We start from the raw sequence: 12,632 nt of genomic DNA on the forward strand, positions 1-12,632 counted from the left end.
CGCCGGCGGCGACGGCAAAGGGCAGTCGTTCGCGCCGCTCGCTCAGGCGGCGCACGGCAGGGTGCGTCTGGCGCTCCTGATCGGGCGCGATGCCCCGGCACTGGAAGCCGCTTTCGCCCAGGCGGGTGTGCCGGCGCGCCGATGCGCTTCGCTGCCCGAGGCGGTGGCGCTGGCCGATGCGGTGGCCCATCCGGGCGAGGCGGTGCTGCTCTCGCCGGCCTGCGCGAGCCTGGACATGTTCCGCGACTATGCGCACCGCTCCGAGGTGTTTCTGGCGGCGATCCGGTCTTTGCCGGGCGGGGAGGGACGATGGTCGATGCGCTGATCCGCCGCTGGTTCGGCCGCGGGCCGGACCGCCTCACCGAGGCGGCCGCGCGCCATGCAGGGCAGGTGCCGCCGGTACGCTTCGGAGAGTTCGATCTGGCGCTCTTCTGGGCGGTGACGGCGCTCACGCTCTTCGGGCTGGTGATGGTTTATTCGGCAAGCATCGCCTTTGCCGACGAGTCGCGCGCCACGGGGGGCAGTGCGCACTACTTCCTGGTGCGGCAGATGGTGTTCGTCCTCGTGGGGGCTGCGGTGGCCTGGGGGGCGTTTCGGGTGCCGATGCGGGTGTGGCAGTCGCTCACCCCCTGGCTCTTCCTGTTGGGCGTGGCGCTGCTGGTGCTGGTGCTGGTGCCGGGGGTCGGCAAAGTGGTCAACGGCTCGCGGCGCTGGATCCCGCTGGGACCGGTCAATCTGCAGCCCTCCGAGTTCATGAAACTCTTCGTCGCCTTCTACGCCGCCGACTACACGGTGCGCAAGCTGCGCTTCATGGCCAGTTTCTGGCGCGGTTTCCTGCCGCTTGCCTTCGTCGTGGTGCTCGTGGGCGTGTTGTTGCTGTTGCAACCCGATTTCGGGGCGTTCGCCGTGATCAGCGCCATCGCCTTCGGCGTACTCTTCCTGGGCGGGCTGAGGCTGCGCATCTTCTTCGCGCTGATGGTGCTCGCCGGCTTTGCCTTCGCCGGCCTGATCCTGAGTTCCGAATACCGCCGCCAGCGTCTCTTCGTCTTTCTCGATCCGTGGGCCGATCCCTTGGGCAAGGGCTACCAGCTCACGCACGCGCTGATTGCCTTCGGCCGGGGCGAGTGGTTCGGCGTCGGTTTGGGCGGCAGCGTGGAGAAGCTCTTTTATCTGCCCGAGGCGCATACCGATTTCCTGCTCGCGGTGGTCGGCGAGGAACTCGGCTGGGTGGGGGTGTGCGCGGTGGTGGCGCTCTTTGCGGTGGTCATCTGGCGCACCTTCTCCATCGGCCGGGGGCTGGTGTGCGTGGAGCAGTACTTCTCCGGTCTGGCGGTGTTCGGCATCGGCTTGTGGATCGGCGTGCAGGCGCTCATCAACATGGGGGTGAATGTCGGGCTTCTGCCGACCAAGGGGCTGACGCTGCCTTTCATGAGCTATGGCGGTTCGGGTATCATCGCCAACCTCGCGGCGATGGCGGTGGTATTGCGCGCCGACTGGGAGCTGCGCTGCCTGCGGCGAGGGGTGCGGATATGAGCAGGCGCACCGCGCTCGTGATGGCCGGAGGCACCGGCGGGCACATCTTTCCGGCGCTGGCCGTGGCCGAAGTCTTGCGCGAGCGCGGCTGGCACGTGGTCTGGCTCGGTAACGCGGAGGCAATGGAATCCCGGCTCGTGCCGCCGCGCGGATTCGAATTCGTTTCGCTCGGTTTCGGCGCCTTGCGCGGCAAGGGGATGGGGCGCAAACTGAAGCTGCCGTTTTCCTTGGCGGTGGCGATTGCGCGCGCCCTGCGCTTGCTGGGAGAAGTGCGCCCGGGCGTGGTGCTCGGCATGGGCGGATACGTGAGCTTTCCCGGGGCGGTGGCCGCGCGCCTGCGAGGCATCCCGCTCGTGGTGCACGAGCAGAACGCCGTGGCAGGGCTGGCGAACCGGGTGCTGGCGCGCCTGGCCGATGCCGTGCTCACTGGCTTTCCCGGGACGCTGCCTGGCGGGCTCTGGGTGGGCAACCCGGTGCGGCGCGAATTCACTACCGTGCCGCCGCCCGAGGTGCGCTTTGCCGGGCGGCAGGGGCCTTTGCGCCTGCTGGTGGTGGGTGGCAGCCTTGGGGCCAAGGCGCTCAACGAGGCGGTGCCGGCGGCGCTGGCGCAGTTGGCGCCGCATGAACGGCCCGTGGTGACGCACCAGTCGGGCAGCGCCCATTTCGCCGCGCTCGAGCAAGCGTATGCGCACCACGGCGTGGAAGGGCGGTTGCTGCCCTTCATCGAGGACATGGGCGCCGCCCTGGCCGAGGCCGATTTGGTCGTCTCGCGCGCCGGGGCGATGACGGTGGCAGAGCTCGCCGCCGTCGGGGTGGGGGCGCTGCTGGTGCCTTTCCCCCATGCGGTCGACGATCACCAAACGGCGAACGCGCGCTTTCTCGTCGATGGCGGCGCGGCGCAGTTGCTGCCTCAATCCGGGCTCACGCCCGAGGGCCTGGCGGAATTGCTGCAGGGGTTCGACCGTGAACGTTGCCGGCAGATGGCGCTCGCTGCCCGGGCGCTCGCCCGGCCCGAGGCGACCGAGGCGCTCGCCGACGAACTCGAACGATTGGCAAAGGACGGAACATGAAACACCGCGTCAAACGCGTGCACTTCGTCGGCATCGGCGGGGTGGGGATGAGCGGTATCGCCGAGGTGCTCTCGCACCTGGAGTTCGAGGTGAGCGGCTCGGATCTGGCCGAGAGCGCGACGCTCGCGCGTCTGCGTGCGCTCGGCGTGCGGGTGATGCTCGGGCACGCCCCGGAGCACGTCGCCGGGGCCGACGCCGTGGTGGTTTCTTCGGCGGTGGCGGCGGACAACCCCGAGGTGCTCGCCGCCCGCGCGGCCGGCATCCCGGTGGTGCCGCGGGCACAGATGCTGGCCGAGCTGATGCGCTTCAAGCAGGGCATCGCCATCGCCGGCACCCACGGCAAGACGACCACCACCTCGCTGGTGGCGAGCATCCTCGCCGAGGGGGGGCTCGATCCGACTTTCGTCATCGGCGGGCGCTTGATCGCCGCCGGCAGCAACGCCCGCCTGGGCCAGGGAGAATACCTCGTGGCCGAGGCGGACGAGTCGGATGCCTCTTTCCTGCACCTTTCCCCGGTGATGGCGGTGGTCACCAACATCGATGCCGATCACATGTCCACCTACGGGCACGACTTCGAGCGGCTCAAGACCGCCTTCGTCGATTTCCTGCATCGCCTGCCTTTCTGGGGCGTGGCAGTACTCTGTCTGGACGATCCGCACGTCGCGTCCATCGTGCCGCGGATCGAGCGACCAACGGTGGGCTATGGCTTGAACCCGGAGGCGGCCGTGCGCGCCGAGGACGTGCGCGCCGAGCGCGGGAAGATGCTCTTCACCGCCGTGCGGCGCAACGGGCGCGAGACGCGTCTTCCGGTCGAATTGAACCTCTCCGGCCTGCACAACGTGCGCAACGCGCTGGCGGCGATCGCCGTGGCGAGCGAACTGCACGTGCCCGATGAGGCGATCGTGCGTGCGCTGGCGGGCTTCCAAGGGGTGGGGCGACGATTCCAGCGCTACGGGGAGCTGCCCCTCGTCGGGGAAGACGGGACGGTGCGCGGCACCTACACCCTCATCGACGACTATGGGCACCACCCGGTGGAGATGCAAGCCACGCTGGACGCGGTGCGCCTTGCCTTCCCAGGGCGGCGCGTGGTGGTCGTCTTCCAGCCGCACCGCTACAGCCGCACGCGCGACTGCTTCGAGGACTTCGTGCGCGTGCTCTCGGGGGTGGATGCCTTGGTGCTGCTGGAGGTCTACCCGGCCGGCGAGGAGCCGATTCCGGCGGCCGACGGACGCAGCCTCGCGCGGGCGCTGAGGCTGCGCGGCAAGATCGAGCCGTTCTTCGTCGAGCAGCTCGATGAAGTTCCGGCGGTGCTGCCGCAGGTGGTACGCGACGGCGACGTGGTCGTGACCATGGGGGCGGGCTCGATCGGGCGACTGCCGGCACGCCTGGTGCAGGAATCCGCCGCCGTGGCGGGGAACGAGGAGCGGGTGGCATGAGCGGCGATCTGGGCAAAGTGGCGGTGCTTCTGGGCGGGTGCTCGGCCGAGCGCGAGGTGTCGCTCATGTCGGGGGCGGCGGTGCTCGAGGCGCTGCGCCGCGCCGGCGTGGACGCGCACCCGTTCGATCCCGCCGAGCGCGACCTCTGCGACTTGAAGCGCGAAGGCTTCGCGCGCGCCTTCATCGCCTTGCATGGCCGCGGCGGCGAGGACGGCACCCTCCAGGGCGCGCTCGAATGGTTACGTATCCCCTACACCGGCAGTGGCGTGCTCGCTTCCGCCCTGGCCATGGACAAATGGCGCACCAAGCTCCTGTGGCAGGCGCAGGGGCTGCCCACGCCGCCGGCGCTGCGGCTCACCGACGAAGACTTCGCCGCCGGACCCGAGGCGGTGTCGCGGCGGGTGTGCGAGGCGCTCGCCCTGCCGGTGTTCGTCAAACCGGTGCACGAGGGCTCCAGCATGGGGGCGACGCGCGTCGAGCGCGAAGAGGATCTGTGGCCGGCGCTGGAGGCGGCGCAGCGCTTCGATGGTGAGGTGCTCGTCGAGCGCTTCATCGCCGGGCGGGAGCTCACGATTGGCTTTCTCGGCGATCAGCCTTTGCCCGCCATCGAGATCATCGCTCCCCGAGGCCGCTACGACTACCACAACAAATACTTCAGCGACGAGACGCGCTATCTTTGCCCGGCCCCCTTGCCGGAAGCGCTCGCCGTGCGGCTGGCCGAACTCACGATGCGCTCGGCGCGCGCGCTCGGCTGCCGCGGCTGGGGGCGCATCGACCTGTTGCTCGAGGGGGAAGACCCCTATCTGCTGGAGATGAACACCGCACCCGGCATGACCTCGCATTCGCTCGTGCCGCTCGCCGCGCGCGCGCTCGGCATCGAGTTCGAGGCCTTGTGCCTGCGTATTCTCGAGGAAGCGCGCTGCGATGAGCCGCTCTGAGCGCTTCTCCCGCCATGCGCCCGCGCCCGTGCCTCCCGGGGCACGCTGGTGGCGCGATGCCTTCGTGCTCGCCCGCTGGACGCGGCGCCTCACGATGCTCGCGCTGCTCTTCTTCGCCGCCGCGGCCTGGTCTTACTGGGGGGAGCAATGGTTGCCGCCGATTCGCACCGTCGTCATCGAAGGCGAACTCGAGCACAGCGACTCCGACCGCCTGCGTTATGCGGCCCTGCGGGCGGTGGAGGGGAAGACCTTCTTCGACGTCGATCTCGGAGCCTTGCGCCGAGCCCTGGAAGACCTGCCTTGGGTTCGCCGCGCCGACGTGCGCCGGGTCTGGCCCGATTCCCTGGTGGTCAGCCTGGCCGAATATCGTCCCATCGCGATCTGGATCGACGTCGCCAGCGGTGAGCTCTCCCTGCTCGATGCCAACGGGCACGTCTTCAGCGCCGTGCCGCCCTCCGACGATCTGCCCCGCATCATTGGCCCCGCCGGGCAGGAGGAAACCCTGCTCGAAGCCTACGAGGGGCTCAGCCGGGTACTGCAGCCGCTGGGCCGCCTGGAAGTGCTGCAGGTCGGCCCTACGCTCTCCTATGTCGTGCGGCTGAGCCAAGGGACAGAATTCGTGCTCGGACGGCTCGATTCCCTGCAGCAGGCCGAGCAGCGCCTCTCCTGGCTCGCCCAGCGCTGGGATGCGATCCGCGAGCGGCTCGGCTATGCGCCCGTGCGCGTCGATTTTCGCCACCAGCAGGCGCTCGCGGTCGCCGGGCCGGCGAGTATCATTGCGCCGCCTCCACCGCCGGAATCAAAGGGGAAGAAGAAGAGATGAGGGAAGATCGAGATCTGCTCGTCGGGCTCGACATCGGCACGTCCAAGGTGACGTGCCTCGTCGCCCGATTGCGCGAGGACGGCGGCGTCGAGCCGATCGGGCTCGGCGTGGCGCCGATGACCGGCATGAAACGCGGCGCCGTCGTCAATATCGAAGCGAGCGTGGCGGCGATCGCCCAGGCCGTCGACGAGGCCAAGCGCATGGCCGCCTGCGACATCCCGCGAGTGCACGCCAGCATCTCTGGGGCCCACATCCAATGTACCAACGCCGAGGGGATGCTCGCCGTCAAGGGCAGCGAGATCACGCGCGAGGACGTGGTCAAGGTGATCGAAGTCGCCCGCGCCATGCCCATCCCCTCCGAGCAGCAGGTGCTGCACCTGCTCACCCAGGAATTCATCATCGACGGCCAGGGTGGCATCAAGGATCCCGTCGGCATGAGCGGGGTGAAGCTCGTGGCCAAGGTGCACATCATCACCGGGGCGGCGGCCAGCGCCCAGAACATCATCAAGTGCGTGCGCCGCGCCGGGCTGGAAATCGACGGACTCGTGCTGCAACCGCTCGCTGCGGCGCACGCCGTCCTCACCGAGGACGAAAAGAGCCTGGGCGTGTGCATCATCGACATCGGCGCCGGCACCACCGACCTGGCGGTCTACACCCAGGGGGCGATTCGGCACACGGCCGTGCTTCCGGCCGCCGGCGACATGATCACCAACGACATCGCCATGGCGCTGCGCACGCCCACGGCAGAGGCCGAGACGATCAAGCTCGAACACGGTGCGGCGCGCCACGACTGGGTCGATCCCGAGGAGATGATCGAAGTCGCCCCGGTGGGCGACCGTCCGGCGCGGCGTCTGTCGCGCCAGCGGCTGGCCGACGTGATCCACCCCCGCGCCGAGGAGATATTCGAGCTGGTGCAGCAGGAACTGCGCCGCAGCGGCTACGAGGAGATGCTCTCCTCTGGCGTGGTGCTCACCGGCGGTTCGGCCAAGCTCGGCGGCATGGTCGAGCTGGCCGAGGAAGTCCTGGGGATGCCGGCGCGGCTCGGCGCGCCGCTGGTGGGCGGGCGCCTGCGCGAGCGGCTCGCCGATCCCGAGTACGCCGCCGCCGTCGGCCTGGTGCTCGAGGCGGCCGATTCCCGGCGCAGGATCCCGGGCAGGGGAGGGCGTGCCTCCGGAGGACAATGGTGGCGGCGCACGTGGCAATGGATCCGGGAAAATTTCTGAATATCACGATTTCTTGGTTAGAATGCACGACAAAAGCGGGAGAATGTCATGGCGGTCAAAGGGATTGAAGAATTGGTCGACACCACCCACAAGGGTACGGTCATCAAAGTGCTCGGCATCGGGGGGGCGGGCGGCAACGCCGTCGACCACATGATTCGCGAGGGCATCGGCGGGGTGGAGTTCGTCGCCGTCAATACCGATGCGCAGGCGCTCACGCGCTGCCTCGCCCCCACCAAGGTCCAGATCGGCTCTTCCGGCCTGGGGGCGGGCTCCAAGCCGGAAGCCGGGCGCGAAGCGGCAATGGAGTCGCGCGAGCGCATCGTCGCCGCGCTCGAGGGGGCCCACATGGCCTTCCTCACCGCCGGCATGGGAGGCGGCACGGGCACGGGCGCCGCGCCGGTCATCGCCGAGATCGCCAAGGAGATGGGCATCCTCACCGTGGCGGTGGTCACCAAGCCCTTCGATTTCGAAAACCGCGACCGCGTCGCCGAAAGCGGCATCGAAGAGCTCACGCGCCACGTCGATTCCCTCATCGTCGTGCTCAACGACCGCCTGCTCGAAGTCTTCGGCGACGACGCCGGCTTCGAAGACTGCTTCAAGGCCGCCGACAACGTGCTCAAGAACGCCGTGGCCGGCATCGCCGAGATCATCAACGTGCCGGGGCTGGTCAACGTCGATTTTCAGGATGTGCGCACCGCCATGGGCGAGATGGGCCGCGCCATGATGGGTTCGGCCGAAGCTTCTGGCATCGATCGCGCGCGCATCGCCGCCGAGCAGGCCGCAGTGAGCCCCCTGCTCGAAGGGACGGAACTCTCCGGCGCGCGCTGCGTCCTCATCAACATTACCGCCAGCCGCTCGCTCAAGCTCTCCGAAGTGCGCGACGCCGTGCGCACGGTGCAGGCCTTTGCCGCTCCCGAAGCCTTCGTCAAGTACGGGGCCGTCTTCGACGACACGATGGAAGACCGCATCCGCATCACGGTCGTCGCCACCGGTCTCGGAGCGGCGCGTTCCACGCGGCCGCAGCCCCAAATGGAAGTGATCCGTGGCACGGGAACCTATGGCGGCGGCGCCACCATGGGCACCACGCAAGGGCGCACCGAGACTCCGCAGCGCGGCGGCATGCCCCAGGTCGAGCGTTCCGTCCGGGGGCGCCGCAGCACGCTCGCCGATCGCATGCCCGGGCTCGACCGGCTCGACATCCCCGCCTTCCTGCGCAAGCAAAACGACTGATCGTCCCGGACCGGCATGATTTCCCAGCACACGCTCAAGTCCATCGCGCACGTCACCGGAGTCGGCCTGCACTCCGGTGAGAAAGTGCAGCTGTGGCTGCGACCGGCCGCGCCCGATAGCGGCATCGTCTTTCATCGCGTCGACCTCGATCCGCCGGTGTCCATTCCCGCCTCCCCCGAGGCGGTGCGCGAGACGCGCCTGTGCACGGGGCTCGAGCGCGACGGCGTGAGAATCGCCACCGTCGAGCACCTCATGTCGGCGCTGGCCGGGTTGGGGGTCGACAACGTGCACATCGACGTCGATGGGCCCGAGATCCCCATCATGGACGGCAGCGCCGCGCCCTTCGTCATGATGATGCTCGAGGCGGGCCTCGAAGCCCAGCCGGCGCCGCGGCGCTTCCTGAAAGTGCTCAAACCGGTGGAGGTCCGCGAGGGCGACAAGTGGGTCCGCCTCGAACCCTATCTCGGATTCCGTCTCGAATTCTCCATCGCCTTCGACCATCCGGCGATCAGCGCCTCGCAAACCCGCGCCGTGGTCGATCTCTCCGAGCATGCCTATCCGCGCTTCGTCGCCCGGGCCCGCACCTTCGGCTTCGTGCACGAAGTGGAGCTGCTGCGCGAACTCGGCCTCGCCCAGGGCGGCAGCCTCGACAACGCCATCGTGCTCGACGAATACCGCATCCTCAATCCCGAAGGCTTGCGATTCCCCGACGAATTCGTACGGCACAAGATCCTGGATGCCATCGGCGACCTGTACCTGGCCGGTCACCCGCTGCTCGCGCGCTACGTGGCCCACAAATCCGGCCATGCGCTCAACAACCAGCTCCTGCGCGCCCTCATGGCCGATCGCAGCGCCTGGGAACTCACCACCCTGGAACGGGACGAGGCGCCGGCGCTCCTGCCTACGCTCGCCACCGGCGCCGCGACGACGTAAGCGCATGCCGTGCTGGGGTTCCGCCTTCTCCTCGTCTTCGTCCTTCTGGGTGCAGGGGTCTGCGTCGCCGCCTATCTCTGGAGCGGCGAGCGGCGCTGGCTACTGTACGCCAAACGCATCCTGAGGCTTGCGCTCGGCATCGTCCTCATCTATCTCGGCCTCTTTGCGCTCGAGCGGATCGCCCTCTTGCCTTTGCTCTGAGGCCATCGCCGCGCGCTCGATCAGCCGCTCCAGCGCCTGACGCAGGGGCGAATCCGGCGCGAGCCGGGCGCACAGTTCGGCGATCGCTGCGCGCCCCCCCGGCCCGATGGTCCGTACCCGCGGCGGCCGCGGTGCCGCCACGCCGCTCGCGGGGGCGTTCGTGGGGCGTACCCTCAACTTGATCGCCTGGACCGGGGCCGATGCCGCGAGCGCTGCCGTGAGGCTGGGCAGACGGTGCCGCAGCTTCGCCGCCGCGAGCGCCGAGGCCGTGTGCAGATAAAGCGTTCCGTCCTTCAGGTTGGCGACGGACACCCGCCCCCGGAACTCCTCCTCCAGCAGACGGTCGATTTCTTCCTGCAGCCGCTGTAATGTCATGGCATGATGACGCAGCGGCTCCAGTTCCGCGCTGAGACGGAAGAGTTCTCCCAGTTTCCGTGTCATCGCCCTTTCCCGTGCCTCGTCCGATGGGGCATGATAAACTTCACCATTCGCTCCGACAAGCCGACCGCACGTAATGATTACCCGCGTCCTCAAGAAACTCTTCGGCAGCCGAAATGACCGGCTGCTGCGGCGTTACCGCACCACCGTCGCCCGCATCAACGAACTCGAACCGAGCGTGGCCGCCCTCTCGGACGAAGCCCTGCGCGCGAAGACGGCGGAATTCAAACAGCGCCATGCCAATGGCGAATCGCTCGATGCCTTGCTGCCCGAGGCCTTCGCCGTGGTGCGCGAGGCGGGCAAGCGCGTGCATGGCATGCGCCACTTCGACGTCCAGCTCATCGGCGGCATCGTGCTGCACGAGGGCAAGATCGCCGAGATGCGCACCGGCGAGGGCAAGACCCTGGTGGCGACGCTGCCGGCCTACCTCAATGCGATCACGGGCAAAGGGGTGCACGTCGTCACAGTCAACGACTACCTCGCGCGGCGCGACTCCGACTGGATGGGGCGAATCTACCGTTTCCTGGGGCTGACGGTGGGCTGCAACGTCCCCGGCCTGTCGCACGGCGAAAAGCAGGAAGCCTACGCGGCCGACATCACCTACGGCACGAACAACGAATTCGGCTTCGACTATCTGCGCGACAACATGGTCTACGCCCCGGTCGATCGCGTGCAGCGGGGGCTACACTACGCCATCGTCGACGAGGTCGACTCCATCCTCATCGACGAGGCGCGCACCCCGCTCATCATCTCCGGTCAGGCCGAGGACAACACCGAGCTCTACCTCAAGATGAACGAGGTGGTGCCGCTCCTTACCGAACAGAAGATGCAGGGCGAGGAAGTGCTCGAGCCCGGGGATTACACCATCGACCTCAAGGCGCGTCAGGTGCTGCTCACCGAGCAGGGGCACGAAAAGGTCGAGGGCATCCTCATGCGCATGGGGCTGCTGCCCGAAGGCGGCAACCTCTACGATCCGCGCTACATCACCCTGCTGCACCACCTCTACGCGGCGCTGCGGGCGCACGCGCTCTTTCACCGCGACCAGCACTACGTGGTGCAGAACGACGAAATCATCATCGTCGACGAATTCACCGGCCGGCTCATGCCCGGCCGGCGCTGGTCCGAAGGGCTGCATCAGGCGATCGAAGCCAAGGAAGGCGTGCGCATCCAGGCCGAGAACCAGACGCTCGCCTCGATCACTTTCCAGAACTACTTCCGCATGTACGAAAAGCTGGCCGGCATGACCGGCACGGCCGACACGGAAGCCTACGAATTCCAGCAGATCTACGGCCTCGAGACCGTCATCATCCCCACCAACCGGCCGCTCGTGCGCCGCGACGAGAACGACCGCGTCTATCGCACCGCCAAGGAGAAATGGCAGGCGGTGATCGAGGACATCAAGGACTGCCGCGAACGCGGCCAGCCCGTGCTGGTCGGCACCACCTCGATCGAGGTCAACGAGTTCCTCTCCCGGCTCCTCACCAAGGAAAAGATCCCGCACCAGGTGCTCAACGCCAAGCAGCACGAGCGCGAGGCGCACATCATCGCCCAGGCCGGGCGCCCCGGCATGGTGACGATCGCCACCAACATGGCCGGCCGCGGTACCGACATCGTGCTCGGCGGCAACATCGCGCCGCAGATCGAGGAGATCCGCAACGACCCCGCGCTCTCCGACGAAGAAAAGGAAAAGCGCATCGAGGCACTGCGCGCCGAATGGCAGAAAGCGCACGACGCGGTGATCGCCGCCGGGGGCTTGCGCATCATCGGCACCGAACGGCACGAATCGCGCCGCATCGACAACCAGCTGCGCGGCCGCGCCGGACGCCAGGGCGACCCCGGCTCCTCGCGCTTCTACCTCTCGCTGGAAGACCCGCTGCTGCGCATCTTCGCCGGCGACCGGCTCAACGCCATCATGGTGCGCCTGAAGATGCCCGAGGGCGAGGCGATCGAACATCCCATGGTGACGCGCTCGCTCGAATCGGCCCAGCGCCGCGTCGAGCAGCACAACTTCGACATCCGCAAGCAGCTGCTCGAATACGACGACGTCGCCAACGAACAGCGCAAGGTCATCTACGCCCAGCGAAACGAAGTGGTCGACGCCGAGGACGTGAGCGAACTCGTCGCCGACATGCGCGCCGGCACCCTCACCGACATCTTCCGCACCTACGTGCCGGCCGACAGCGTCGAAGAGCAATGGGATCTCGCCGGGCTGGAGCAGACGCTCGCCGGCGAATTCAACCTGTCGCTGCCGCTGCGCCAGTGGCTCGAGGCCGAACCGGATCTCAGCGACGAGCAGCTGCTCGAGCGCGTGCTCGAAGCGGCCGAAGCGTCTTACCGCGCCAAGGCGAGCCTGGTCGATCCGCAGGCCTGGAAACAGTTCGAGCGCAGCATCCTGCTGCAGAGCATCGACACGCACTGGCGCGAACACCTCTCGGCGCTCGATCACCTGCGCCAGGGCATCCATCTGCGGGGGTATGCGCAAAAGAACCCGAAACAGGAATACAAGCGCGAAGCCTTCGAGCTCTTCGAGGCCATGCTCGACGCCATCCGGCGCGACGTCAGCCGCATCCTTCTTTCGGTGCAGGTGCGCACCGAGGCCGCGGTCGAAGAGGTCGTCGAACGCCCCCCCGAAGTGCAGCAAGTGCAGTACCATCACGCCGAACCCGGTGCCGAAGAGGGAGGTGAGACGGCCGTCAAGGCCCGGCCGCAGACCAATGCGCTGCCCAAGGTCGGCCGCAACGATCCCTGCCCCTGCGGTTCCGGCAAGAAATACAAACACTGCCACGGTAAACTGAGCTGAACGGAGT

Annotated in this window: 10 protein-coding genes and 1 pseudogene; 10 read left to right on the plus strand and 1 reads right to left on the minus strand. The window is 68.1% G+C overall.

All coding sequences use genetic code 11. The annotated features are described in order from the left end of the window. From murD to lpxC, 9 genes and pseudogenes are all read left to right on the plus strand, one after another. Nucleotides 1-325 (plus strand): annotated as a pseudogene (murD, locus tag OA56_RS04930) (UDP-N-acetylmuramoyl-L-alanine--D-glutamate ligase); the annotation flags it as partial. Then, entirely contained in the window at nucleotides 310-1,533 is a 1,224-nt protein-coding gene (gene ftsW, locus OA56_RS04935; protein ID WP_461583797.1) for a putative lipid II flippase FtsW, read from the plus strand. The pseudogene murD and the gene ftsW, both read left to right, overlap by 16 nt. Beyond that, nucleotides 1,530-2,603 carry an undecaprenyldiphospho-muramoylpentapeptide beta-N-acetylglucosaminyltransferase gene (murG, locus tag OA56_RS04940; RefSeq protein ID WP_461583798.1) on the plus strand — a complete coding sequence of 358 codons (1,074 nt, stop codon included), beginning with the start codon at nucleotides 1,530-1,532 and terminating at the stop codon, nucleotides 2,601-2,603. The genes ftsW and murG overlap by 4 nt, the downstream gene beginning before the upstream one ends. Beyond that, nucleotides 2,600-4,039: a UDP-N-acetylmuramate--L-alanine ligase gene (gene murC, locus OA56_RS04945; RefSeq protein WP_461583800.1), complete on the plus strand. Its 1,440-nt coding sequence runs from the start codon at nucleotides 2,600-2,602 to the stop codon at nucleotides 4,037-4,039. Before murG ends, murC begins: the two co-directional genes overlap by 4 nt. Next, nucleotides 4,036-4,977 carry a D-alanine--D-alanine ligase gene (locus tag OA56_RS04950; RefSeq protein WP_461583802.1) on the plus strand — a complete coding sequence of 314 codons (942 nt, stop codon included), beginning with the start codon at nucleotides 4,036-4,038 and terminating at the stop codon, nucleotides 4,975-4,977. The genes murC and OA56_RS04950 overlap by 4 nt, the downstream gene beginning before the upstream one ends. Continuing rightward, nucleotides 4,964-5,800, plus strand: coding sequence for a cell division protein FtsQ/DivIB (locus OA56_RS04955; protein WP_055422635.1), 837 nt, complete (start codon nucleotides 4,964-4,966; stop codon nucleotides 5,798-5,800). The genes OA56_RS04950 and OA56_RS04955 overlap by 14 nt, the downstream gene beginning before the upstream one ends. Next, nucleotides 5,797-7,023, plus strand: a complete 1,227-nt coding sequence (gene ftsA / locus OA56_RS04960) for a cell division protein FtsA (RefSeq protein WP_055422636.1) — start codon at nucleotides 5,797-5,799, stop codon at nucleotides 7,021-7,023. The genes OA56_RS04955 and ftsA overlap by 4 nt, the downstream gene beginning before the upstream one ends. 48 nt (nucleotides 7,024-7,071) lie before the next feature. Further along, complete coding sequence (gene ftsZ / locus OA56_RS04965) at nucleotides 7,072-8,253, plus strand: cell division protein FtsZ (protein WP_461583804.1); 1,182 nt, start codon at nucleotides 7,072-7,074, stop codon at nucleotides 8,251-8,253. A gap of 15 nt (nucleotides 8,254-8,268) precedes the next feature. Next, entirely contained in the window at nucleotides 8,269-9,186 is a 918-nt protein-coding gene (gene lpxC, locus OA56_RS04970) for a UDP-3-O-acyl-N-acetylglucosamine deacetylase (RefSeq protein WP_141054247.1), read from the plus strand. Nucleotides 9,187-9,285: 99 nt separating this feature from the next. On the opposite strand, the gene OA56_RS04975 is transcribed toward lpxC, so the two are convergent. Further along, nucleotides 9,286-9,828, minus strand: a complete 543-nt coding sequence (locus OA56_RS04975; RefSeq protein ID WP_461583807.1) for a DciA family protein — start codon at nucleotides 9,826-9,828, stop codon at nucleotides 9,286-9,288. Between the two features lie 73 nt (nucleotides 9,829-9,901). Between OA56_RS04975 and secA the strand changes: the two genes are divergently transcribed. Beyond that, nucleotides 9,902-12,625 (plus strand): preprotein translocase subunit SecA, encoded by a 2,724-nt coding sequence (gene secA / locus OA56_RS04980; protein WP_055422639.1) that lies wholly within the window; start codon nucleotides 9,902-9,904, stop codon nucleotides 12,623-12,625. The last annotated feature ends 7 nt before the right edge of the window (nucleotides 12,626-12,632 follow it).

It is taken from the genome of Tepidiphilus sp. HLB4 (genome assembly GCF_054823945.1).

Coding starts and splice junctions, on each gene's coding strand:
- murC (WP_461583800.1), top strand. CDS start 2,600: ATGAAACACCGCGTCAAACGCGTGCACTTCGTCGGCATCGGCGGGGTG.
- ftsW (WP_461583797.1), top strand. CDS start 310: ATGGTCGATGCGCTGATCCGCCGCTGGTTCGGCCGCGGGCCGGACCGC.
- OA56_RS04955 (WP_055422635.1), top strand. CDS start 4,964: ATGAGCCGCTCTGAGCGCTTCTCCCGCCATGCGCCCGCGCCCGTGCCT.
- murG (WP_461583798.1), top strand. CDS start 1,530: ATGAGCAGGCGCACCGCGCTCGTGATGGCCGGAGGCACCGGCGGGCAC.
- OA56_RS04975 (WP_461583807.1), bottom strand. CDS start 9,828: ATGACACGGAAACTGGGAGAACTCTTCCGTCTCAGCGCGGAACTGGAG.
- ftsA (WP_055422636.1), top strand. CDS start 5,797: ATGAGGGAAGATCGAGATCTGCTCGTCGGGCTCGACATCGGCACGTCC.
- secA (WP_055422639.1), top strand. CDS start 9,902: ATGATTACCCGCGTCCTCAAGAAACTCTTCGGCAGCCGAAATGACCGG.
- OA56_RS04950 (WP_461583802.1), top strand. CDS start 4,036: ATGAGCGGCGATCTGGGCAAAGTGGCGGTGCTTCTGGGCGGGTGCTCG.
- lpxC (WP_141054247.1), top strand. CDS start 8,269: ATGATTTCCCAGCACACGCTCAAGTCCATCGCGCACGTCACCGGAGTC.
- ftsZ (WP_461583804.1), top strand. CDS start 7,072: ATGGCGGTCAAAGGGATTGAAGAATTGGTCGACACCACCCACAAGGGT.